The following is a 23836-nucleotide window of genomic DNA, read 5'->3' on the forward strand; positions in this document are numbered from 1 at the left end:
GGGAAGGCCTCATCGCGAGCAAGCTCGCTCCCACATTGGTTCTGTGTCGTACACAAACCCCCTGTGGGAGCGAGCTTGCTCGCGATGGCTGACTAAAGAGCACTACAAAATCAGGGAACAATCGGTGCATTCGGCACCACCATCTCCCCGGCACAAGCCCCCCGCAACTGTCCCTCGAACTGCTCGATTATCGTCGCCCAACCCTGGCGACTGGCATGCTGGCGCGCATTGAGCCGCACATTGCGCAAGGCTTCCCCGTCCTCCAGCAGCCATGCCGCTGCATCGCAGAACGCTTCTTCATCCCCCGGCATCGCCAACACACCGTTGTAGCCATGGCGAATATGCTGGGCGGCCGCTGCCTGATCGTAGGCCACCACGCCGAGCCCCGAGGCCAGTGCTTCAAGCACCACATTGCCGAAGGTTTCGGTTAGGCTAGGAAACAGAAACACATCGCCCGATGCGTAGTGACACGCCAGGGCTTCACCCCGCTGGGTGCCGCAGAAAATCGCGTCGGGCATTTCGTTTTGCAGTTCCTGGCGCTGCGGCCCGTCGCCGACCACGATCAGTTTCAGGGTACGCCGGGGATAACTCGCCTTGAGGGTATTGAAGGTGCGTTTGAGCAAGCCAAGATTCTTTTCCGGGGCCAGGCGTCCGACGTGAATGACGGCGATGTCTTCCTCGGTCAGTCCCCATTGCTCACGCAGGGCACTTAATCGTTTGGCCGGGTGGAACAACTCACTGTCGACCCCTCGGGAGAGCAACGCCAGTCGTTCGAAATGCCGTCGTTCCAGCTCCATGCGCTGACTGACGCTGGGCACCAGGGTCATGGTCGAGCGGTTGTGGAACCAGCGCAGGTAGTGAGTCAGCAGGCGCGTGAGCAAACCAAGGCCGTACTGGTTGGAGTACTGCTGGAAATTGGTGTGGAAGCCGCTGACCACGGAAATCCCCAGACGCCGTGCCGCACGCAAGGCCGACAGGCCCAACGGACCCTCGGTGGCAATGTAGAGCACGTCCGGACGGTGACGCGTCCAGCGCCGCAGCAGCTTGTGCATCGACGACTGACCCCATTGCAGACCAGGATAGCCCGGTAGCGGCCAGCCGCGGCACAGAAGCAATTCATCGTCGCTGCCCAACTGCTGGTCGCAGCCCTGGCGTGGTCGCACCAGTTCCACCTGATGCCCGCGCGCGCGCAAACCGTCGCACAAGCGACCCAGGGTGTTGGCCACGCCGTTGATTTCCGGAGGAAAGGTTTCGGTGATCAGGGTGATATGCAGAGCTGTTGTCATGACCCCAGTGTCGGCTGGGGCCATGTCGTCAGTGTGACGTCGGGATGATGGATTTGTGACGATGCAAACTTGTGTTCATCAAGCCTGGGCAGTTGAAACCGAGGCCGGTTACGCAGAATCCGATTCAGGAAACAGCGCGCCGTTCGCCTGGGCTGTCAGTTTTGAGAGGTTGTTTGCACGCTGTCGCAGCGCTAAAAAGGTTCCGCTTACCGGCAATTCCGCCGCGAACTGGAGCACTAATATCATGATCGACCAGACAAAAAATCCATATCAATTACAACTTTCGTCAGAGGTGGCAGAAGGAACTGACGCAGTCGCGTTGAATCCGCCAACGACTCTTTACCCCCCACAAAACAGTCAACATGCCCCTGGATACGTGATGTTGGCGGGGGACTGTTTACAAGGTGCCAAGGTTCACATTTTGAATCCGGATAACACCATCTGGGCCGAGGCTATCGTTGAAGGCACAAAGTGGCGATACCTCCATAAGTGGGTCGTGGGTCAGTGGTCCGTCAGGACTGGACAGATTGTGAATGGAGAGCCCTCCTATCCAAGCGTAGAGCGAAGGTTCACTGTGTCCGTAAATAGCGATGCGCCATTGATTGCGGCACCCATGGACGATAGCCGATATCGGCAAGGCCCTGTGCCAATTGTCGTGGGCTGTGACCCTGCAGCGAGCGCTGTTCAGATACAGAACTATGACGGTAGTATCCTGGGCGAGGCCACAAAATTAATGCCTGGTCTTTGGCGTTACAACCGTTCGTGGGACCGCGGTCTCAAGGGCGTCAAAGCGGTGGCGTTTGTGAACGGCATGTCTTCGCCTAGCGGGATGATTGTGTTTCACGTTGAGTAATCGAGTCGGAGAGGGCAATTCGCGAAACTGTTTTCATCTCCCCGCTGCAGGCGGTCAAATTCGAAGGTGACGGAGTACGGCCCCTCCTGAGGAATCTGCGGCAAGGATCAAGCGTCCTTACCGCAGGTTTTTTGCCAAACGTCTCTGGGAGAATCAGGTCCGCTGATAAAGGGTCTTCAACTGGTTCTGCCAGTTTGCTGCCTGCATGACGTCTGTCATCGGGCAGGAATCCCCCGCGCCTCGGCACCCCGCTCACGCACCCAGAACAGCGTAGCCCCGGCCACTGCCGCCGGCATCATCAGGATGTTGACCACCGGAATCAGCAACACCAGATAAACAATCCCGCCAAAACTCATGCTCTGCCAGCGCTTCTCGCGCAGCCAGCCAAGCATCTCGTTCCAGCCCAGCTTGTGGTTGTCCGCCGGGTAGTCGATGTACTGGATCGCCATCATCCACACCCCGAACAACAGCCACAGCGGTGCGGCGATGATGTTCACCACCGGGATGAACGAGAGGATGAACAGCCCGATCGCCCGCGGCAGGAAATAGCCGAGCTTGCGCATTTCCCGAGCCAGGGTGCGCGGGATCATCGCAATCAGTTCGCCCCAGCTGAAGGCCGGAAAATCATCGGTGCCGCGCACCACCACTTCGACTTTCTCCGCGAGGAAGCCGTTGAATGGCGCGGCAATGACGTTGGCGAGCAGGGTGAAGGTGAAGAACACCATCAGCACGACGAGCACCACGAAGAGCGGCCAGAGGATGTAGCTGAGAAAACTCAGCCAGTCGGGCAGGGACGGCATCAGTGTGTCGACCCACAGGCTGAATTGATGGCCGGCCAGGTAGATCAATCCGACGAACAGCACCAGGTTGATCGCCAGCGGCAACAATACAAACAAACGCAGGCTGGGGCTCAGCACCAGCTTGAGGCCTTCGCGCAAGTATTGCGGGCCGGACAGAACAGGGGCGGGCATAAGGTGCTCCGGGCAGAGGGAAAACGCGCCGACCTTACCGGCTTTGCTTCACAGGCGAAAGCGCGGTGGCGGTATCGACATTCACTGTAACAAAGACGTCGATATCGTCGGGCAGATTGCATAGAGACCACCTATGAGCTGGATTGTTAAACCGTATTTCCTTAATCTTCGCCCCCTCGATACGCTGCACCCAATCTTTTTACAGGACGGTCGGGTTCAAGCCTTCCCCAAGTGCTTTCAACCGTTCTTTTTTATTCCAGCCGGCAATCCGGCGTTCCGCGCCAGGTGTTCCGGGCCGGTCAACAGGAGCAGGTCATGTCTGAAGTCCGTCATTCGCGAGTGATTATTCTCGGTTCCGGCCCTGCCGGTTACAGCGCTGCGGTCTATGCCGCCCGTGCCAACCTCAAGCCGCTGCTGATCACCGGCATGCAGGCCGGCGGTCAATTGACCACCACTACCGAAGTCGACAACTGGCCGGGCGACGTCCACGGCCTGACCGGCCCGGCGCTGATGGAGCGGATGCGCGAGCACGCCGAGCGCTTTGAAACCGAGATCGTTTTCGATCACATCAATGCCGTGGACTTCGCTGCCAAGCCATACACCCTGACCGGTGACAGTGCGACTTACACCTGCGACGCCCTGATCATCGCCACCGGCGCCAGCGCCCGTTACCTGGGCCTGCCATCGGAAGAAGCGTTCATGGGCAAAGGCGTCTCCGCCTGCGCAACCTGCGACGGTTTCTTCTATCGCAACAAGCCGGTTGCTGTGGTCGGTGGCGGCAACACCGCTGTCGAAGAAGCCCTGTACCTGGCCAACATCGCCAGCAAAGTCACCCTGATCCACCGTCGCGAAACTTTCCGCGCCGAGAAGATCCTGATCGACAAGCTGAACGCCCGTGTTGCCGAAGGCAAGATCGAGCTGAAGCTGAACGCGACCCTGGATGAAGTGCTGGGCGACAACATGGGCGTGACCGGTGCCCGCCTGAAGAACAACGACGGCAGCTTCGACGAAGTGAAAGTCGACGGTGTGTTCATCGCCATCGGCCATACCCCGAACACTTCGCTGTTCGAAGGCCAGCTGACGTTGAAAGACGGTTACCTGGTCGTGCAGGGTGGCCGTGACGGCAACGCCACCGCCACCAACCTCGAAGGCATCTTCGCCGCCGGTGACGTGGCCGACCACGTGTACCGTCAGGCCATCACTTCGGCTGGAGCCGGTTGCATGGCGGCACTGGATGCCGAGCGTTACCTCGACAATCTGCAGAACGCTTGATTCTGCTTTCGTCGAAATGAAAAAACCGGCTTCGGCCGGTTTTTTTATTGTGAAGACAAATGCACCCAACCCTGTAGGAGCTGCCGCAGGCTGCGATCTTTTGATCTTGTTTGTAAAAATCAAAATCAAAAGATCGCAGCCTGCGGCAGCTCCTACAGGGGCTTTATGCTTGAGTCAGTTTTGCCAGGCAGGCTTCAAGAATATCCAGCCCTTCTTCCAGCACCGCAGCCTCGATGGTCAATGGCGCCAGCAAGCGAATGATGTGCCGCGATTTGCCGCTGGGCATCAGCAGCAGGCCCGCATCCCGCGCCAGCGCCAGCAGTTGGGTCAATTGAGCCGGCGCAGGCGAGCCATCGGCGTTGATCAACTCGATGCCGCGCATCGCACCTACACCGGTCAGTCGGCCCAGATACGGCGTCAGGTTGTTCAAACGCCAGGTTTCGTAGCGGCCGACAATCGCTTCTTCCTGTTGTGTGCCCCAGGCGTGCAGGTTGGCATCGGTCATTTCATCGAGGGTCGCCAGTGTGGCGGCGCAGGCGATGGGATTGCCGGAATAAGTGCCACCCAGTCCGCCCTTCGGCAGGTTATCCAGCAGTGATTTGCGCCCGACCACCGCCCCCAACGGCACACCGCCGGCGATGCTTTTGCCGAGCAGGATCAGGTCCGGTTCGATGCCCAGCCGCGAGAACGCGAAGCGCTGGCCGGTACGGCCGAAGCCGGACTGGATTTCATCGGCGATCAGCACAATGCCCTTGTCGTCGCAGAACTTGCGCAGCGCCTGGGCGAACTCGACGTCCATGGCCAGGAAGCCCGCTTCGCCCTGCACCGGTTCAACGATAAAGCAGGCGACGTCTTCGACATCGATCTCGACGCTGAACAGGCGCTCCATGGCTTTGAGGGCTTCGGCGCAGGTGACGCCGTTGTCCTGGCTGGGGAAGGGCAGGTGATACACCGGGCCCGGCAGCACGCCGATTTTCTGTTTGTAGGGCGCCACTTTGCCATTGAGGTTGAGGGTGGCCAGCGTGCGGCCGTGGAAAGCCCCGTCGAAGGCGATGACCGCGCTGCGGCCGGTGGCGCCACGGACGATCTTCAGGGCGTTTTCCGCCGCTTCCGCGCCGCTGTTGGTGAGCATGCCGCTGACCGGGTAACCCACGGGCATGAACGCACTGAGGCGATCCATCAGTTCGAGGTAAGGCACATGGGGCGCTGCGTTGAATGCATAGTGGGTCAGCCGCGTGGCTTGTTCGCGAATGGCCTCGACGATGCGCGGATGGCAATGGCCGAGGTTCAACACGCCGATGCCGCCGACAAAGTCGATGTAGCGTTTGCCATCGGTGTCCCAGACCTCGGCGTTTTTGCCGTGGCTGAGCGTGACAGGGTGAACGATGTTGATCGACTGGCTGATGGTTTCGCTGCGCATGAATGACCGGCTCGGAAGAAGGAGGACTTCTTTTTATCTAAGCCGGGAGCGGTGCTGCGGGGCAAACGAAATAAAGTTGCCGGGTCAATCTTAAAAGTCGGAATGTGCAAAGATCAAAAGATCGCAGCCTGCGGCAGCTCCTACAGGGCTGCGATCTTTTGGGTATCAGCGGCGAGTCAGCGGCTGTTGAGTGAACTTCACACCCGCCAGGCCGTGGGCAATCAGCGCCCGGATGTTGCCGTGGTCGCTGCCTTCAGGTGTGGCAACAACCGAGCGGTAATGCTCGCCGAAAGCCAACAAGGCTTCTTCATCGCTCAAGCCTTCGAGCAGCGCCAGACCCAGGGTCTTGCACGAGCCTTCATTCTGCCCGGCCGCGTTTTCCACACCGCCGTTGTTGAAGGCCTGAGGCTGGTAGTCGTAGCCGCCTGCAATGAACGCCAGGGTATCGGCAAAGGCGTGTTCGCCGCTGTTGAGGCTGGCGCGCAGGGTGTTCAAATCACTCATTGGGTTTTCCTTTGGCGAACGCCGCCTGTTGTTCGGCGCTGGCTTCTTGCTGATATTGGGCTTTCCATTCGGCGTACGGCATGCCGTAAACCACTTCGCGGGCTTCGTCGAGGCTGACGTCGATCTGGCGCTCATCCGCCGCTGCCTTGTACCACTTGGACAGGCAGTTGCGGCAGAAGCCCGAGAGGTTCATCAGGTCGATGTTCTGTACATCCTTGCGGCTGTCCAGGTGGGCCACCAGCCGACGAAAGGCGGCGGCTTCGAGTTCCAGGCGTTGTTGATCGTTCATGGGGGTCTCTGCGAGACAGCTTTGAGCGGCAAGCTTCAAGCTGCAAGATTTGGATTGCGGTGGCTTCTAGCTTACCGCTTGAAGCTTGAAGCTTGAAGCTTAGCGGCTTGCCGCGAGTGTTATCGACACCGACTCGGCGAATCGCAGCGCGTGGGGCTTGTCGACCTCGACTTCGGCGTAGAGCACCGAGGCGTTGGCCATCACCAGGTCGAGAATTTCCTGGGTCAGGCGTTCGAGCAGCGCAAAGCGGTTGCCTTCCACGTGGGCGATGATCGCCTTGGTGATCGTGCGGTAGTTCAGCGCGTGATCGATGTCGTTGTCACGTACCGCTTCCTGGGCCGCGTACAGAATGGTGAGGTTGATCAGCACATCCTGCTTGTTGAGGATTTCATCCTCATTGATGCCGATGAAGGTACGCAGGCACAGGTCTTTGACCCGGATACGTGCCATGCCTGGCTGAAGTTGTGGCATTGCTACTTGCTCCGTCCAATCAATTGCAGGAACTCCTGGCGGGTGTTGCTCGACTCGCGGAAGGCGCCGAGCATCACTGAGGTGTTCATGGTCGAATTCTGTTTCTCGACGCCGCGCATCATCATGCACATGTGCTGCGCTTCGATGACCACTGCGACGCCTGCCGCACCGGTCACCTGTTGCACGGCGTCGGCGATTTGCCGGGTGAGGTTTTCCTGGATTTGCAGGCGCCGGGCGAACATGTCCACCAACCGCGCGATTTTCGACAGCCCCAGCACCTTGCCGGTTGGAATATAAGCCACATGCGCCTTGCCGATGAAGGGCAGCATGTGGTGTTCGCAAAGCGAATACAGCTCGATGTTGTCGACGATCACCATTTCATCGTTGTCGGAGGCGAACAGCGCGCCATTGACGATCTCTTCGACACTTTGCTCGTAACCATGGCAAAGGTACTGCATGGCTTTGGCTGCGCGCACCGGGGTGTCGAGCAGGCCTTCGCGGTCTGGATTCTCACCGAGGCCGATGAGGATCTCTCGATAATTCTGGGGCAGGGATAACGTCATGGAAAATCCTCGCGGGACACTTATTTGATGTGCCTTCCGCCGTTGACGGTCAGGGTGGTGCCGGTGACATAAGGGTTGTCGAGCAGATAGCGCAGGCTCTGGTAGATCACTTCGCAGCCGGGTTCGATGCCCAGCGCGGACTTGGCCAGCGCCTTGGCGCGGTAGGCCGCGTCGTCTTCAGGGTTGAACAGTAGCAGGGCCGGCGCAATTCCGTTGACCTTGATGTCCGGCGCGTACCTGGCGGCAAAGGACAGGGTCAGGCTGTCGAGTCCGGCTTTGCTGGCACAATAGCCGATGTGCTTGCTGCTGCCCTTGCGGGTCACGTCATCGCTGATGTGCACGATGTCTGCGGGGCTTGAGCGTTGCAGCAGGTCGGCGCAATGCAGGTTGATCAGGTAGGGCGCCAGCATGTGCACGCTGAACATGCGGGTGAATGCGGCGGCGTCAGTGTCCGGTGTTTCGGCCAGCCATTCGGAGGCGTTGTGGACAATCGCCCGCAAACAGTCGGTGTGGGTTTTGAGTTCACCGATGAAGGCGAGGATCCCTGCCTCGCTGGCGAAGTCGGCGAACACGGCGGTGGCCCCCAGGTCGCGCAGGGCTTGTACGCCGGGCCGCTCGCTGCGGTAGCTGAAAATCACGCGATGGCCGTCTTCCAGCAATCGCCGGGCGCAGTGCAGGCCGACTCGCTGGCCGGCGCCGGTAATCAGGATAGGGGCTGCGGAAGAAGTCATGAACGGCTCGCGTCGCGGTGAGAGCAAAACTATACCAGCGACGGCAGCGCTCTACCTATTGCGGGGGGAAACAACTGTGGGAGCGAGCTTGCTCGCGATTGCGGACTGTCAGACGACACATATGTTGACTGACACGCCCTCATCGCGAGCAAGCTCGCTCCCACAGGGGGATCAGCGATTTTGGACGGTGGGTTCTGCGGGCAGCGGTCGAGCTGGCGCACTGTTCAGCCAATTGGCCAGCAAACGGGTCGACAACGGAATGAACAAGTAAACCATCAGCGGCGTCAGGCACAGCGTGCTGATGAACACCCGCGGCAGCAGGCTCATGTCACTGATCAGCGGCCCCAGCACAAAGTTGAACAGCAGCGAGACCGGAAAGAACGCCAGCCAGATCGCCACGGCCTGTTTCCAGCGCGGCGGGCGTTGACCGGCGACGCCAAACCAGCCTTCGATACCGCTGACCCGGTGTTCTGTCGGGTGGGCGAACAGGTCGCTGCCGCGTCCGAGCCAGGCGCTGCGAGAGACAGAATGTTCCCAGGCGTGCAGAGTCTGTTCGTCGGCGAAGCGGAAAATGATCTGGAATTCGTCATCGTCGGGCGGCGGTGCGAGTACGCCGGAGCCGAGGTAGCCGGGAAAGTCGGTGGCCAATTGCTCGCCTTCGCGCAGCCAGGCGATCAGGTCCTGATAACGTCCATTGGCAACGCGGCGCGCAACCATCAGCGTGACGGGTGGGGTAGACATTGTGTATCTCCATAAGGCATTTGCGTCGCTCCGGATAGGCGCTTCGCCAGGCGCAGCGCCGGGGTGGTGGGCTGCGACTTGAAACAAGCAAGGATTATTCCTGATTCTGCCCGTGGCGTCTGTGACGTTTACCCGTTCCTTCGCAGTATCGATTTTTTACGGAAACTTTACGGGGCGGGGGCGTTAGAATATCGGACGGACGATACAGGGATGTTTCAACAGGATGCCCATACTTACAGACGTCGCTTCAGTATCTACGCAGGCCGTCGCGCTCGAACAGGAAGAGCTTTTTCCCATTCGCGAGGTGGCGCGACTGACAGGTGTCAACCCGGTCACGCTTCGCGCCTGGGAGCGACGTTATGGCCTGATTGTTCCCACACGCACCGATAGCGGGCATCGACTGTATTCGATGGCCGATATTGAGCGTGTCCGCAGCATTCTCGGCTGGATAGAGCGCGGTGTTGCGGTCAGCAGGGTCGGCAAGATCCTGGCCAGGACCGAGCCGCTCCAGGCGTTGTCGCACATCATTCCCACCAACCTCGTGGAAGCCGATTACGCACAGTGGCGGCAACAGGTTCTTGCAGCGGTCAACGGGTTTGACGACCTTCAGCTGGAGCAGGTCTACGGGCAAATCTTTTCCAGCTACGCCCTGCCGGTGGTATTTCAGGACATTCTGATCCCCGTGTGGAAGCAGTTGTTGCAAAGCCAGGACCAGTTCGGCGTAACCAGCGAGTGGCTGTTCCTGGATGGTTTTCTGCGTTCGCGGGTCGTGCAGCGCTTGCTGTTGACGCGCGAGAAGCAGCCGCGTCGCGTGGTCATCTGTGCCCTGGATGGTCACTGCCGGGAGCTGGAGCTGTTGGTTGCCGCCCTGTTCCTGAGTTCCGGGCCATCAGCCATTCGCGTATTGAACATAGGCCAGCCATTCGAGGAACTGGCGCTGATGTGTGAAAGGATCAAGCCCATGGCACTGGTGTTGTTTTCCAATCAGGTGCCGAATGCCGAGTTGCCACGGCGCTTGAATCGCCTTGCCTTGGGCCTGGAGTGTCGATTGTTGTTGGCTGGAGATGCTTCCGACCTGGCGCAGGAAAGCCTGGCCGGGTCATCGATCGGTTGCCTGGGCAATGAAGGGAAGGTCATGAGCCAGCGTCTGAAGCAGTTCCTGGCGGGAAATCTGGATACTTGAAGTTCAGAGATGCAGCGTTGGGTGGGTCAAGCGATGCTGTTGCAGGATGAACTGGCGCAGACGCTCGGCTTCGTCCGTATCGCTCTGGTTCAGTTGATAGGCGTAGAAGCCCTGTTCGTTTTCTTTCTCGAAGGTGCCGCGCAAGGCAATCCGCTCATAGCCTGAAGGGCTGAACCACAAGGCGAAATGCTTCGGTGGCTTGGTCTTGTTGCGAATCTCCAGCAAAACCCCTTTGCACGACACTTCGTGTACCCACAGGGTGCCGGGTTGACCCTGGGCGTTTTCCAGCGCTACCGGCTCGTCCAGTACCAGGCGCCAAGGCCGGACCATGGGCCCGTCTTCATAGATGCTCGGCACGCCGAGACGCAAATGCATCGCATGGAACTCGTCTTCCACCAGGTGCAGGGGGAAGGTTATTTGCTGGTTTTCGAAGCTGGCTTGAATGGTGACCTGCTCATGGGCCGCCAGGCGGGTGAGCAGGTCACGGATTTGCGATCCACCGTTGACGAGCAGGCTCGACGTCGCATCCCGCACATTGAGTTGCGGGTTGTGTTGCATGGTCTGGATGAAATCCAGCTCATCCTGGGTCAGGAGCGCGTCGCGTTGCATGGCCAGCTCGAAAGATATAATTACAAAGTCATTGGTGATTGTAGTTACTGACCATTAATTCTGAGTTTTGTTTTTGCCGTTCGTCGCCTTGAGCGCGGCAAGCTCGGCCTGGAGTTCAGCCACCTGCCCCTCTAGTTGTGCCACGCGCTGTTGCGCCTTGACTTGCACCGTGACGTCTTTCTGCACACCGACAAAGTAGGTTTGCCCGTCCGCTGGATTTTTCACCGTTGAAAGGGACAGCTCATTCCAGAACGGTGTGCCGTCCTTTCGGTAGTTGCGCAGTATTTCCCGGCAGGAACCTTCTCGGTTCAAGGCGTCGCGAATCAACGGCAGGGCTTCCTGGTCACGATCCCCCGACTGCAGGAAACGACAATCCTGATAGAGGATTTCTTCGCTGGAGTAGCCCGTCAGGCGTTCGAACGCGGGGTTGACGTAGATGAGGATTTTGTCCTGATCGCCTTCCTTTTCGGCAATCACGATGCCGTCGTTAGAGGCGTTGATCACCATTTGCAGCAGTTGAGCATTAATCATCGAAGCATCCTTTCCTGATTGATTGTCAATTGCATTCTAAAAGAATAATCACGACTGTGGTGTTAATATCCGGGTCTTTTACTCGGATTCAGGATCAGATTGATGAAAGTCGCCATCATTTCCGGCTCGGTGTACGGCACGGCCGAAGAAGTTGCCCGCCACGCCGCCAGCCTGTTGAAAGCCGCTGGTTTTGAAACCTGGCACAACCCGCGTGCGACCCTCGCCGACGTCCAGGCGTTTGGCCCCGAAGCCTTTCTGGCGGTGACCTCGACCACCGGCATGGGCGAATTGCCGGACAACCTGCAACCGCTGTATTCGACCATTCGTGATCAATTGCCAGCGGCCTGGCGCGGTTTGCCGGGGGCAGTGATCGGATTGGGCGATGCGAGTTATGGCGATACTTTTTGTGGCGGCGGCGAGCAGATGCGTGAATTGTTCGGTGAACTGGGCATTCGCGAAGTGCTGCCAATGCTACGCCTGGATGCCAGCGAAAGCGTGACCCCCGAAACGGACGCCGAGCCTTGGCTGGCGGAGCTGATCAGCGCACTGCGCGAGTGACGGATAACCCGCCATCAACGCCGGTCAGGCGGCAAAAGCGGCCTGTCAGCCCCTTGCTGGCGCCGGTCGTTTGACATGGATCCAGGGCAGCAGGGCGACTGACTCGCTGGGACATCAAGCTGGCTGCCAATGCAACTACACGAACCTCAAGGGCTGACTAGACTCGGTAAACATAGGAAACACTCCATAATAAAAAAACACCGAGGCTCCTTGCCGTGACTGTCGCTCCCGTCCAATCGCCACACAGTGTCAAAGACCTGGTCAGTGCTGCCGAGTGGCAGACTCGCGTTGACCTGGCGGCCTGTTATCGCCTGGTCGCCCAACACGGTTGGGATGACCTGATCTTTACCCACATCTCCGCCAAGGTACCCGGCACCGAAGATTTCCTGATCAACCCATTCGGTTTGATGTTTCACGAAATGACCGCGTCGAGCCTGGTCAAGGTGGATCAGGCCGGCAACAAGCTGATGGACAGTCCTTACGAGATCAATCCGGCGGGTTACACCATCCACAGCGCCGTGCATGAAGTGCGTCACGATGTTGTTTGTGTGCTGCACACCCACACGGCTTCAGGGGTGGCGGTCTCGGCACAGAAGCAGGGCGTTCTGCCGATCAGCCAACAATCGTTGTTCGTGCTTTCCAGTCTGGCCTACCATGCCTACGAAGGTGTGGCGCTCAACCATGAAGAGAAGGTGCGGCTGCAGGCCGACCTCGGTGAAAACAATTTCCTGATGCTGCATAACCACGGTCTGCTGACCTGCGGCAGCACCATCGCCGATACGTTCCTGATGATGTTTACCTTTCAACGTGCCTGCGACATTCAAGTCATGGCGCAAAACGGTGCGGCTGAACTGATTGCCATCGAACCGCAGATTCTGGCCGGCGCCAAAGCCATGATCGCGGGTGTCACCAGAAGTGCTCAAGGAATGGGCGGAGCGCTGGCGTGGCCGGCGCTGCTGCGCAAGCTCGATAAACTGGACCCGGGTTATAAACTCTAATGGCACTCGCCGAGATTCCTCTGTGTGTCTGGCGCAAACGCAGCCAGACGTTCGTATTCCGTGGCCACAGCATCCGTTACTGGACGGCGGGGCAGGGTGAGCCGCTGTTGCTGATTCACGGTTTTCCGTCCGCCAGTTGGGACTGGCATTACCTGTGGCAGCCATTGACCCAGCGCTTTCGCGTGATCGCTTGCGACATGCTCGGCTTCGGCGATTCGGTCAAACCGGCGAATCACGAATACAGCCTGCTGGAGCAAGCGGATCTGCAACAGGCACTGCTTGAACACCTGAATGTCGAGCAGCCGGTGCACCTGTTCGCACACGACTATGGCGACAGCGTGGCCCAGGAACTGCTGGCCCGGCATTACGAGTCGCGGGTGGAGCTGGCCAGTTGTGTGTTTCTCAACGGCGGGTTGTTTCCGGAAACCCACCGCCCGGTATTGATGCAAAAACTCTTGCTCAGTCCTTTGGGCTGGATGATTGGCCGCGCCTTCAGCCGTGATGGCCTGGTGAGAAGCTTTCGGCAGATTTTCGGCCCGCAAACCCGTCCCAGTGAAAGCCAGATGGATGACTTCTGGAGCCTGGTCGAAAGCCATCGCGGGCCACGCATCATGCACAAATTGATCGCCTACATTCCGGAGCGACGGGTCTGGCGCAACCGCTGGGTGAGCGCGATGCAGCGCGGTGAAGTGCCGCTGCGAGTGATTGATGGCGGGGTCGATCCGATCTCCGGTGCGCATATGGTCGAGCGTTACCGGGAACTGATCCCGGACGCGGACACCGTGGTGTTGCCCGACATCGGTCACTACCCGCAGATCGAGGCACCCTGCGAGGTCCTCAGGCATTACCTGGCGTTTCGCGATCAATTGCTTTCCCCACCGCGCAAAGTCGCCTGCTCCTGATTCGCAGCGTTGAACCTGCTCTGCTTCTGTGGCGAGGGAGCTTGCTCCCGTTCGGCTGCGAAGCAGTCGTAAACCTGCTGAACGCGTTATATCTGAATCACTGCGCTGTATGGTTTGGGGCCGCTTCGCAGCCCAACGGGGGCAAGCCCCCTCGCCACAGGGTTCGTGTCTATTTCTCTATCAATCATCCCCCAGCCTTATCGCGCACCATTCAGCCTCCCCCGTGTTGATTGTGACCCGCTGCGCCGTACCGGACACTCTGACTCATCGTCCCTTGGCCTGCTGGAGTCCCCCCATGAATGAGTCTGTGCGCTTCGAAGATAAAGTCGTGATCATCACCGGTGCCGGTGGCGGCCTGGGACGGGCGCATGCACTGCTGTTCGCCAAACAGGGCGCCAGGGTCCTGGTCAACGACCTGGGCGGCTCGACCCAGGGCGAAGGCGCCAACGCTTCGGCCGCCGCCCGCGTGGTAGCGGACATTCGCGAGGCCGGCGGCATCGCCGAGGCCAACCACGATTCGGTCATTGACGGTGACAAACTGGTCCAGCACGCCCTGGACGTCTTCGGTCGCGTCGACGTGGTGGTCAACAACGCCGGGATCCTGCGTGACAAGACTTTCCACAAAATGGAAGACGCCGACTGGGACCTGGTTTACCGCGTCCACGTCGAAGGTGCCTACAAAGTCACCCGTGCCGCCTGGCCACACATGCGCGAGCAGAATTACGGCCGGGTGATTTTCACCGCGTCGACCTCGGGTATCTATGGCAATTTCGGCCAGTCCAACTACGGCATGGCCAAGCTCGGTCTCTACGGCCTGACCCGCACCCTGGCCATCGAAGGCCGCAAGAACAACATCCTGGTCAACGCCATCGCCCCCACCGGCGGCACGCGCATGACCGAAGGGCTGATCCCGCCGCAAGTCTTCGAACAGCTCAAGCCGGAACTGGTGAGCCCGCTGGTGGTGTACCTGGCCAGCGAGACCTGCCAGGAAACCTCCGGTCTGTTTGAAGTCGGCGGTGGCTGGATGGGCAAGGTCCGCTGGGAGCGCAGCCTCGGCGTCGGGTTCGATCCACGGGCCGGCTTCTCACCGGAAGACGTGGCGGCGCACTGGCAGCAGATTTGCGACTTCGAGGGTGCGGCGCATCCGAAGGACAATATCGAAGCGCTGAAGGAAATGATGGGGAATTTGCAGAAGTATTCACTCTGAAATTGCCGGCAAGGTCACATTGACTGACCTTGCCGGTTGCTGCATTTCTCGGATTGGAAATCGTATGCCATCGATCAGCCGGAAAAGTATTTGAATACCAGTGCCTTCAGATTGGCGGCTGTCTGTGCATCCATTTTTCCGTCGAATTTTTCCGGGCGAAAATGCATCTGGAATGCCCGCACCAACTGTTGAAAACCACCCTCCGTCGAGGCGCCCGAAACATCGTATCCATAGGACTTGAACAGCCCCAGCAATTCGCTTCGGCCTGGAACGCCCGATGTGGTGTATTGGCTCAGATACTGGTCCCGAGTGGCTTCATCGAACCAGGCGCCGACGCCTTTCAGGTACAGCGCCTGCCAGGGAAACATCGGCCCCGGGTCGCTTTTGCGGCCGATTGAAATATCGGAGTGGCCCAACACCTGCGTCGGCGTGATATCCGGGTAGCGCTTGAGGATGTTCAGCGCCAGTTGTTCAATCGCAGCAATCTGCTCGGGGTGATACGGCGGGAAGGTGAACTCGCCGTTGTTGTCAGTCGCCAGGTTGACCACCTCAATGCCGATTGACGTGTCATTCAAATTGCCGCGGTTGCCCCACTGACTGACACCCGCGTGCCACGCGCGCTGGCCTTCATCCACCAGGTTGAACACTTCCTGCCCGGAGTAACCGGCTTTCAGGTAACTGGGGTCAGTGATATCCGGAATCAGATAGTGCGCGCTGACATTCGGGCCGGTCAGGGCACTGACAGAACTTGCAAAGTTAGTGGCGGTGTAGTGAAGAACCAGAAAGCGTATTCGGCTGTTGAAGCTTCTGGCTGAGCGATACTGGTTGTAGTTGATGGGCTTCATGGTTGCACTCGCAATAAGTAAGTTTGAAGCCGGACGAAGTTCAAGGTTGTTCGCCGACTTGCTGGTCAACTTAATGGCCCGAGTGCGATAGGTGTTTACCTATGTTTGTAGGTGCTTTCTGAAAGAAATGTAGGAGCCAGCTTGCTGGCGATGGACTTAAGTGCGCCGCGTTCATCCAGTTCACCCGCGTTATCGTTAACGACCATCGCTGGCAAGCCAGCTCCTACAAGGGACCGCGTCCGCGTCGTTTTTCACGCAATACCTGTAGGAGCCAGCTTGCTGGCGATGGACTCAAGTGCGCCGCGTTTATCCAGGTTACACGCGTTATCGTTAGCGACCATCGCTGCGATGCGGCGACCCGACAAGCCAGCTCCTGCAGCGGATCGTGCCCACGCTGAGAATGAGCCCCATAAAAAAGGCCGCTGCAAACGCAGCGGCCAAAGTAAGACGTTGGATCAGGAGCTACAAATCAACGTCAGTGAACACGGGGTGATGAACCGAATCCTCGATTCATCTGAAATCTTTCAGTCACGGCGCAGACTCCGTGGCAGCCAGATAAGAATAAGCCCTCTTTGCTGTAGGAAAAATACCAATTCCCGACATGCACTGTTGCAGCCCGGGCAACAGTCAGGATTCGGCTGCTCGACGTCCGGGTGATGACCCTGTGCCAGTCATCCTTTAGAGGTACAGCACGAATACCTCTTTGGTGCGCTTATCGATCCCGGTGCCCCGGCAGTAGGGTGACGCCTTCTGTCACTCACCGGGGAAGACGCATGACAAAAACAACAATGCGCGCCATCTTCACACCGCAGGCGCTGGCGGCCGCGGTCGCATTGGGCTGCTGTGCCCAGGCTCAGGCCATTTCGTTCAGCATCGGGGAAATCGAGGGGACGTTCGACTCCTCATTGTCGGTCGGCGCGAGTTGGGGCATGCGGGATGCGGATGATGCCCTGGTAGGCACCGTCAATGGCGGTTCCGGTCAGTCTTCGACCGGTGACGACGGGCGCCTGAATTTCAAGAGAGGCGAAACCTTCTCGAAGATCTTCAAGGGTATTCACGACCTCGAACTGAAGTACGGCGACACCGGCGCGTTTGTGCGTGGCAAGTACTGGTACGACTTCGAGCTGAAGGATGAAAGCCGCCCATTCAAGGACATCAGCGATCACAATCGCAAAGAGGGCGCCAAGTCTTCAGGTGGACAAATCCTCGACGCGTTCGTTTATCACAACTACTCCCTCGCCGATTTGCCGGGCACGGTGCGTGCCGGCAAGCAGGTGGTCAGTTGGGGCGAGAGCACCTTCATCGGCAACTCGATCAACAGCATCAATCCGGTCGACGTGTCCGCGTTCCGTCGCCCTGGAGCCGAGATCAAGGAGGGACTGATCCCGGTCAACATGCTGTTCGCCTCCCAGGGCCTGACGGAGAAGTTGACCGTGGAAGGCTTCTATCAACTGGAATGGGACCAGACGGTCGTCGATAACTGCGGCACCTTCTTTGGTGTCGATGTGGTGGCCGATGGCTGCAACAAGGGCTACACCGTCGCCAACCCGGCCATTGCACCCTTGCAACCGATTGCGGCTGCCTTTGGCCAGGGCTTCGAGGTCAGCAAAGAGGGCGTGATCGTTCCCCGTGGCGGCGACCGTGATGCCCGGGATTCCGGACAGTGGGGTACGGCGTTGCGCTGGCTGGGGGACGACACCGAGTACGGCCTGTACTTCATGAACTACCACAGCCGCGGCCCCAACGTCGGGACCACCACCGCCGGGCTCAGCACGCTGGCAAGCCTTCCGGGAATCGTAGCCGCCGCCAACCGAATCGCCCCCGGCAGCGGTTCAGGCCTGGCCCAGAGTGTGATGCTCGGTCGCGGCCAGTATTACCTCGAATACCCGGAGGACATCCGCCTCTACGGCGCCAGCTTCGCCACCACCTTATCGACCGGCACTGCGTGGAGCGGGGAAATCAGCTACCGCCCCAACCTCCCGGTGCAGGTCAACACCAATGACCTGACCCTGGCCATGCTCAATCCGATAGCAGGCGGTGCGGCATCGCCCATCGCCACGTCACCGGGGGCTGACAACAAGGGTTACCGCCGCAAGGAGGTGACGCAGATCCAGAGCACCCTGACGCACTTCATCGATCAGGTCGCCGGTGCCGATCGCCTGACCCTGGTGGGTGAGGCGGCGGTGGTTCGGGTCGGTGGTTTGGAAGCACGCAGCAAACTGCGCTACGGCCGCGACTCGGTATATGGCCAGTATGGTTTCGGCGGCGATACCGACGGCTTCGTGACCTCGACTTCATGGGGTTATCGCGCTCGGGCCATCCTCGACTACAACAACCTCATCGCCGGGATCAACGTCAGGCCCAATCTCTCGTGGTCCCACGACGTCTCCGGTTATGGCCCCAACGGCCTGTTCAACGAAGGCGCCAAGGCCATCAGCCTCGGTGTCGATGCGGACTATCGCAACACCTATACCGCAAGCCTCAGTTACACCGATTTTTTCGGCGGCGACTACAACGTCCTCACCGACCGTGACTTCGTGGCGTTGAGCTTTGGTGTGAACTTCTGATCTGGCTGAAAAAGGATGAATTCAATGCGCAAGATGATTCTGCAATTGGGCACCGTTCTGGCTCTGAGTCTGCTGGCCGCCAACGTGATGGCCGCGGTGTCGCCAGAGGAAGCCAACAAGCTTGGTACCATCCTGACCCCACTCGGTGGCGAGAAAGCCGGCAATGCCGATGGTTCGATTCCGGCCTGGACCGGTGGCATCCCGAAAAACGCTGGCGCGGTGGACAGCAAGGGTTTCCTGGCCGATCCGTTCGCCAACGAAAAGCCCTTGTTCGTGATCACCGCAGCGACCGTCGACAAGTACAAGGACAAGCTTTCCGATGGTCAGATAGCGATGTTCAAGCGTTACCCCGAGACTTACAGGATTCCGGTCTATCCCAGCCACCGCACCGTGGCGTTACCGGCCGAAATCTATGAGTCGGCCAAGCGCAGTGCACTGAACGTAACACCGATCAACGACGGTAACGGTCTGGCCAACTTCACCGGCAATCGCTACTACGCGTTCCCGATTCCGAAGAATGGTGTGGAAGTGATCTGGAACCACGTCACCCGTTACCACGGCGGCAATCTGCGTCGCACCATCACCCAGGCGACACCACAGTCCAATGGTGATTTCACGGTGATCCGCTTCAAGGACGAAGTCGCCGTGCCGTCTTTGCTCAGTGATCTGAAACCGGGCAGCGACGATAACGTCCTCAACTACTTCAAGCAGGAAGTGACCGCACCGGCGCGGCTGGCGGGCAACGTGCTGCTGGTTCACGAGACGCTCGATCAGGTCAAGGAACCGCGCAAGGCCTGGATCTACAACGCCGGCCAGCGTCGGGTACGGCGTGCGCCACAGGTCGCCTATGACGGTGTCGGCACCTCATCCGATGGCCTGCGCACCACCGATAACTTCGACATGTTTTCCGGCGCGCCGGATCGCTACGACTGGAAACTGATCGGCAAGAAGGAGATGTACATTCCCTACAACAGCTACAAGCTCGACTCGCCAGACCTCAAGTACACGGATGTGATCAAGGCCGGGCACATCAACCAGGACCTGACCCGCTACGAGTTGCACCGGGTCTGGGAAGTCGTCGCCACGGTCAAGCCGAGCGAACGGCACGTGTACGCCAAGCGCCACATGTACATCGACGAAGACAGCTGGCAAGTGGCGCTGGCCGACCACTACGACGGACGTGGCCAACTCTGGCGCGTCGCCGAAGGGCATGCCCAGTTCTACTACGATCACCAGGTGCCGGCCTACACCGTCGAAGCGCTGTATGACCTGATTGCCGGTCGCTATATCGCACTGGGAATGAAGAACGAAGAAAAGCGCAGCTTCGAATTCAACATCGATGCAAAAGCGGGGGACTACACGCCAGCAGCCTTGCGCAGCACGGGAGTCAGGTAGGTTTCCTACAGGCTCCTACACAAAAGGGTGACTTTACGGTCACCTTTTTTATAGGGGGCGATCAGTGTGTTGAATACTTCTTCAACAAGCGCTCGGGAGGGGTCTAGGGTGGCGCCAGAATTATAAAAAAAGGCGCATCACAATGACTGCAATGACGCACTGTCCGGACCGCCCAGGCCTTGTGCCCCGACTGTCGTCCCATCATCTGTCCCGCGAGCGGTTGATCGAGCCCATGCTGGTATCGACCGCGAGGGTGAAGTTGCTTTGCGCACCACCTGGCAGTGGCAAGAGCGCGTTGCTCACCGAGTGCCTGTTGCGGGCGCCGGAGCACTGTCGGGTCTGTTGGCTGCCGCTGGCGGGGGCGTCGTTGAGTGCTGCCGATTTTCTGTTGCGCCTGACGCAAGCGCTGGATCTGCCCTCGGCGGATGAGTCCGGGCTGCTGGCGCATCTGGCCCGATTACAGACGCCGACCTGGCTGTTTCTGGATGATTACTGCCGCGCACCCAACCCGGAACTCGACCGCATGCTCGATCGCCTGTTGGCCGTCGCCAACCCGGTGCTGACCTGGTGGCTGGGTACCCGTCGTCGACCCTCCTGCAACTGGCCGCGGCTGCTGCTCGATGATGAAGTGTACGAGTGCGAAGGCCGGGCGCTGGCGTTTACCGAGGCCGAGGTCGGGCTGTTGCTCGGTCATGTCGAGCCGACCCTGGCGGCCCAGACGGCCAAGAGGGTGGTTGAGCGCAGCGGTGGCTGGTGCGCGGGTGTGCGGATCGCTTTACTCAATGGTTGCCCGTGGTCGAGTGAGCAGGGGCGTTCGGCAACGTTGCTTGATTATCTGCAGCACGAGTTGTTCAACACCTTGCCGCCGGAGTTGGTTGAGGTCTGGCAGGTGTTGGTACATCTGCCACGCTTCAACGCCAGCTTGTGCGAGCATCTTTTCGGTGCGGGAGAGGGCGCGCAGTGGCTGCACGCGTTGCAGGACATGGGCTGCTTCATTGAGCCTTGGGAGGACTCCGTCGAGTGGTTGCGGATCTTCGAGCCACTGGCCCGGGCAATGGCTGAAGAGCCGACCCCGGCCGGGCGATCCTGGCATCGCCGCGCGTGCCAATGGTTCAGCGCCGCAGAGGACTGGCAAGGTGCGTTCGAGCAGGCGCTGTTGGCGCAGGAGTTCGAAGTGGCGGTCAGTCTGTTGCAGCACTTCAGCCTCGAACATTTGTTCCGGCGTGAAAATATCTGTCTGTTGTTGAAGCTCCATGAGCGTCAACAGGCTGAGCTGACTCTTGTTACACCGCAAGTGGTGGGGCTGGTCAGTGCGGCGTTGTTGTTTGCCGGACGTTTCGATCCGGCCGCCGCGTGCATTGAGCAACTGGCACGATTTGCCCCGCAGCCTACGCAGGCGCAGCAACGGCAACTGCTGGCACGCTGGCAGGCGCAACAGGGTTGCCTGCTGCATTTGCAAGGCCGTATGGAGGCGGCCCGTACGCACTTTCTCGATGCGCTGGCCGAGCTGGGCGTCGATGCCTGGCCGGCGCGCGTGTTGTGCCTGTCAGGGCTGACCCAGCAGGCGTTGCTCAACGGCGAACTCGATGTGGCACAGACGTTAAATCGGGAGGCGCTGTGCCTGGCGCGTGCCCATGGCTCGCTATTGTTCGAAGGACTGCTTGAACTCGATCACGCACAATTGCTGGAGATGCGCGGAGCGCCCCGACGTGCCGAGAGCTTGTTGGCTGATACTGTTGCGCTGTTGTCTCAAGAGGCTGATCGACCGACGCCGCTATTGGGGCGAATTGCCCTGCGGCGAGGACGGTTGGCCCTCTGTCAGGGACAAGATGAACTGGCCGCCGGTTTCTTCCAGTCCGGCCTGGAGGACTGCCTGCAAAGCCAGGACAAGCACGCCCTGTATGGCTTTCTCGGGCAAGCGCAGATGGCCGCCAACCAACGCGATTATGCCCATGCGTTTGATCGTCTGCGCGAAGCCGAGCGGTTGATGCAGCAACGGCAGATCCCTGACACGGTTTATCGCAGCGTACTGCTGCAAATCAGCAGTCATTTCTGGCTGCAGCAAGGGCGCTCGGAGTTGGTCCGGGAAGCGCTGACCCGAGTCTTGCGTCATTATCGCGGGGCCCATGCACGCCAGGCACCACCCGCCACGCTGCAACTGATTGCGCGTATCGAATACCAGTTGGTGTTGGCCGAGACTCAACTTCAATTGGCGCAAAATCCATTGGATCGTCTCAAGGTGTTACTCAAGCAGGCGCAACAACAGGCCATGCTGGCGCTGGAAACGGAGTTGCAATTGGCAATCTGCGAAGTGGCGGACCTGACGGGCGAGCCGGACATGGCTCATGCCGCACTGGAGGCCGGCCTGGCCTTGGTGAAGCGTTGTCATGGGCAACAGGCATTGCGTGATTTGAGTTTGCGCCAGCCAAGTCTGATCTCTCGTCTACAGGGAGCGGCGGCAGTGGTCGATAGGGACGCCGATGTCAGTTTGCTGAGTGGGCGAGAGCTTGAAGTACTGGACCTGATTGCCCAAGGCAACTCCAATCAGCAAATCGCCGAACAACTGTTCATTTCGTTGCATACGGTGAAAACCCATGCCCGGCGCATTCACAGTAAGTTGGGTGTGGAACGACGTACACAGGCAGTTGCCATGGCGAAGAAGTTGGGATTGATAATGCAAGTTTTGTAAGGATTGGTTTTAGTCTGGACATGAATTAAAACATACTGTCGCGTGCATAAATAATCGTGTTGATTAGTATGATTGCCGGCGCTGGCAGGTTGGAATTTAGTCGTACTGTCAGTACATTGATTCGATTCGCCGAGCAGGATGTTCGGCTATTCAAGACAGGAAGTCTGTATGGACGAAAGTTTTTTTTCTTACAGCAAGATTTTGCTTTTGAAGCGCATTCGCGCGGATTTCGCAGTCGAAGTGCTGTTGGTTTCGCGCTTGGGGGAACTCGGGATCAACCCGTTCAAGACCTATTTGAATACGTTGGTTGATATTGTTGGCACTGACGTCAGCGAATCCAGGACGTTATTCGATGAGACGCTGGAGTGGGTTGAGAAAGAGACACTGCCTAATTATATCCAGGGTATCACCGGGATTTTCAATCGGCAGTATTCTTTCGAGCCGGAGCATCGGGTTGAAGGGTTGGACCTGATAGCGTTTGAGCGCATCGTAATTGATGTTGTCCGTTGGTTGGCCGAAGCGCCCTCAATCAACCTTTCAAAACGTTCGATCAAAGTATCCGGCATCGAAGAGGTGCATGCGGCGTTGAAGTATCAGCTCCCGGAAATCAATATCGATACCCTGTACTTGACCCACTTTGTCGCAGACGCGGGCGGGCGAAAGATACTTCAATCCCGAAGCCTGGCCGAAGATGTCTTTGCTCATTTTCAAAAGAATGAGATTCCTTACTATCACGGTGAAGGAGTTGGTGTTTATACGGTCGCTTACAGTGCCCAGGAATCTGATTTGCATCCGCAACTTACAATCAAGGATGTCAGTGACCTGGTGATCGAAATCGCCCCGGACTTTCTGGTCTGAGTGTTTGGTAAAAGCGCTGGCTATGGCAAAAAAATTATAATTATTAATTATGGAGTTTTAGGATATGGAACAACTGACAAAAGAATTGGTTCGGGCCAAGCTGCACGCAAGGCTCAGTGGTCGTGGTATTGATGTCGATAAGGTCTATATAAATGCCGTTGTGTCAGCTGAGGATTTGACGGTTATTTACTCTGAGTCACTGGTGTCGGCGTTTTTTCTTAAGTTGCAGGATGGGGAGGTTCCAAAGTTTGACAGTGAGGATTTGGGGATCTTTTCCGAACCGTATACGTTTGACCAGGAATATCGATTCGATGGTGTAAAAATTGATGAGCTCAATGAAATGGGTGCAGCCATTGCCCGGGACTTTTTGAGCTGATTGGTGTTTTCATAAAA

Annotated in this window: 24 protein-coding genes; 12 read left to right on the forward strand and 12 right to left on the reverse strand. The window is 58.6% G+C overall.

All coding sequences use genetic code 11. The features are described 5' to 3' along the window. Positions 1-110 precede the first annotated feature (110 nt). Entirely contained in the window at positions 111-1310 is a 1200-nt protein-coding gene (locus C9422_RS13490) for a glycosyltransferase family 1 protein (RefSeq protein WP_116580977.1), read from the reverse strand. Between the two features lie 31 nt (positions 1311-1341). Between C9422_RS13490 and C9422_RS32025 the strand changes: the two genes are divergently transcribed. After that, positions 1342-2139 (forward strand): hypothetical protein, encoded by a 798-nt coding sequence (locus C9422_RS32025; protein ID WP_133249015.1) that lies wholly within the window; start codon positions 1342-1344, stop codon positions 2137-2139. A gap of 215 nt (positions 2140-2354) precedes the next feature. Here the strand turns inward: C9422_RS32025 and cysZ are convergent, their stop codons facing one another. Further along, positions 2355-3110, reverse strand: coding sequence for a sulfate transporter CysZ (gene cysZ, locus C9422_RS13500; protein ID WP_116580979.1), 756 nt, complete (start codon positions 3108-3110; stop codon positions 2355-2357). 315 nt (positions 3111-3425) lie between these two features. Here cysZ and trxB point away from each other — a divergent pair, with 315 nt between their 5' ends. Next, positions 3426-4382 (forward strand): thioredoxin-disulfide reductase, encoded by a 957-nt coding sequence (trxB, locus tag C9422_RS13510; protein WP_007970300.1) that lies wholly within the window; start codon positions 3426-3428, stop codon positions 4380-4382. Positions 4383-4545: 163 nt separating this feature from the next. Here the strand turns inward: trxB and C9422_RS13515 are convergent, their stop codons facing one another. The 7 genes from C9422_RS13515 to C9422_RS13550 form a co-directional block, all read right to left on the reverse strand. Further along, positions 4546-5802, reverse strand: coding sequence for an aspartate aminotransferase family protein (locus tag C9422_RS13515; protein ID WP_116580980.1), 1257 nt, complete (start codon positions 5800-5802; stop codon positions 4546-4548). Positions 5803-5967: 165 nt separating this feature from the next. Beyond that, on the reverse strand, positions 5968-6306 hold the full coding sequence (locus C9422_RS13520) for a HopJ type III effector protein (protein ID WP_116580981.1): 339 nt from the start codon (positions 6304-6306) through the stop codon (positions 5968-5970). After that, on the reverse strand, positions 6299-6595 hold the full coding sequence (locus C9422_RS13525; protein ID WP_116580982.1) for a DUF1244 domain-containing protein: 297 nt from the start codon (positions 6593-6595) through the stop codon (positions 6299-6301). The genes C9422_RS13520 and C9422_RS13525 overlap by 8 nt, the downstream gene beginning before the upstream one ends. Positions 6596-6694: 99 nt before the next feature. Next, positions 6695-7066 (reverse strand): dihydroneopterin triphosphate 2'-epimerase, encoded by a 372-nt coding sequence (gene folX / locus C9422_RS13530; protein WP_007970304.1) that lies wholly within the window; start codon positions 7064-7066, stop codon positions 6695-6697. Between the two features lie 2 nt (positions 7067-7068). Then, positions 7069-7629, reverse strand: a complete 561-nt coding sequence (gene folE, locus C9422_RS13535; RefSeq protein ID WP_102701473.1) for a GTP cyclohydrolase I FolE — start codon at positions 7627-7629, stop codon at positions 7069-7071. A gap of 20 nt (positions 7630-7649) precedes the next feature. Beyond that, positions 7650-8360: a dihydromonapterin reductase gene (gene folM, locus C9422_RS13540; protein ID WP_116580983.1), complete on the reverse strand. Its 711-nt coding sequence runs from the start codon at positions 8358-8360 to the stop codon at positions 7650-7652. Positions 8361-8531: 171 nt separating this feature from the next. Beyond that, complete coding sequence (locus tag C9422_RS13550; protein WP_116580984.1) at positions 8532-9101, reverse strand: antibiotic biosynthesis monooxygenase; 570 nt, start codon at positions 9099-9101, stop codon at positions 8532-8534. Positions 9102-9324: 223 nt separating this feature from the next. On the opposite strand from C9422_RS13550, the gene C9422_RS13555 reads away from it, so the two are divergent. Next, positions 9325-10284: a MerR family transcriptional regulator gene (locus tag C9422_RS13555; RefSeq protein ID WP_116580985.1), complete on the forward strand. Its 960-nt coding sequence runs from the start codon at positions 9325-9327 to the stop codon at positions 10282-10284. A 3-nt stretch (positions 10285-10287) separates the two neighbouring features. Here the strand turns inward: C9422_RS13555 and C9422_RS13560 are convergent, their stop codons facing one another. Together C9422_RS13560 and C9422_RS13565 are read right to left on the reverse strand one after the other, a co-directional pair. Next, a complete protein-coding gene (locus tag C9422_RS13560) occupies positions 10288-10893 on the reverse strand; it encodes a hypothetical protein (protein WP_116580986.1) in 606 nt (201 codons plus the stop codon). A gap of 54 nt (positions 10894-10947) precedes the next feature. Continuing rightward, the gene (locus tag C9422_RS13565) at positions 10948-11424 is read right to left on the reverse strand and encodes a PAS domain S-box protein (RefSeq protein ID WP_116580987.1); all 477 of its coding nucleotides are present in this window, start codon (positions 11422-11424) and stop codon (positions 10948-10950) included. Between the two features lie 102 nt (positions 11425-11526). Between C9422_RS13565 and C9422_RS13570 the strand changes: the two genes are divergently transcribed. The 4 genes from C9422_RS13570 (at position 11527) to C9422_RS13585 (ending at position 15089) form a co-directional block, all read left to right on the forward strand. Next, on the forward strand, positions 11527-11982 hold the full coding sequence (locus C9422_RS13570; RefSeq protein WP_116580988.1) for a flavodoxin: 456 nt from the start codon (positions 11527-11529) through the stop codon (positions 11980-11982). A gap of 215 nt (positions 11983-12197) precedes the next feature. Next, on the forward strand, positions 12198-12980 hold the full coding sequence (locus C9422_RS13575) for a class II aldolase/adducin family protein (protein ID WP_007970317.1): 783 nt from the start codon (positions 12198-12200) through the stop codon (positions 12978-12980). Then, on the forward strand, positions 12980-13882 hold the full coding sequence (locus tag C9422_RS13580; protein WP_116580989.1) for an alpha/beta fold hydrolase: 903 nt from the start codon (positions 12980-12982) through the stop codon (positions 13880-13882). Before C9422_RS13575 ends, C9422_RS13580 begins: the two co-directional genes overlap by 1 nt. 295 nt (positions 13883-14177) lie before the next feature. After that, complete coding sequence (locus C9422_RS13585) at positions 14178-15089, forward strand: SDR family oxidoreductase (protein WP_116580990.1); 912 nt, start codon at positions 14178-14180, stop codon at positions 15087-15089. A gap of 74 nt (positions 15090-15163) precedes the next feature. Here the strand turns inward: C9422_RS13585 and C9422_RS13590 are convergent, their stop codons facing one another. Beyond that, on the reverse strand, positions 15164-15934 hold the full coding sequence (locus C9422_RS13590) for an N-acetylmuramoyl-L-alanine amidase (protein WP_116580991.1): 771 nt from the start codon (positions 15932-15934) through the stop codon (positions 15164-15166). A 773-nt stretch (positions 15935-16707) separates the two neighbouring features. Between C9422_RS13590 and C9422_RS13595 the strand changes: the two genes are divergently transcribed. The 5 genes from C9422_RS13595 (at position 16708) to C9422_RS13615 (ending at position 23819) form a co-directional block, all read left to right on the forward strand. Then, positions 16708-18501 (forward strand): DUF1302 domain-containing protein, encoded by a 1794-nt coding sequence (locus C9422_RS13595; protein WP_116580992.1) that lies wholly within the window; start codon positions 16708-16710, stop codon positions 18499-18501. A gap of 24 nt (positions 18502-18525) precedes the next feature. Continuing rightward, a complete protein-coding gene (locus tag C9422_RS13600) occupies positions 18526-19896 on the forward strand; it encodes a DUF1329 domain-containing protein (protein WP_116580993.1) in 1371 nt (456 codons plus the stop codon). A 142-nt stretch (positions 19897-20038) separates the two neighbouring features. Beyond that, complete coding sequence (locus C9422_RS13605; protein WP_116580994.1) at positions 20039-22585, forward strand: LuxR C-terminal-related transcriptional regulator; 2547 nt, start codon at positions 20039-20041, stop codon at positions 22583-22585. 168 nt (positions 22586-22753) lie between these two features. Beyond that, positions 22754-23443: a hypothetical protein gene (locus tag C9422_RS13610; RefSeq protein ID WP_116580995.1), complete on the forward strand. Its 690-nt coding sequence runs from the start codon at positions 22754-22756 to the stop codon at positions 23441-23443. A 64-nt stretch (positions 23444-23507) separates the two neighbouring features. After that, entirely contained in the window at positions 23508-23819 is a 312-nt protein-coding gene (locus tag C9422_RS13615) for a hypothetical protein (protein WP_007970328.1), read from the forward strand. The last annotated feature ends 17 nt before the right edge of the window (positions 23820-23836 follow it).

The sequence above is a fragment of the Pseudomonas sp. B1(2018) genome (assembly GCF_003097365.1).
GTDB lineage: Bacteria > Pseudomonadota > Gammaproteobacteria > Pseudomonadales > Pseudomonadaceae > Aquipseudomonas > Aquipseudomonas laurylsulfatiphila.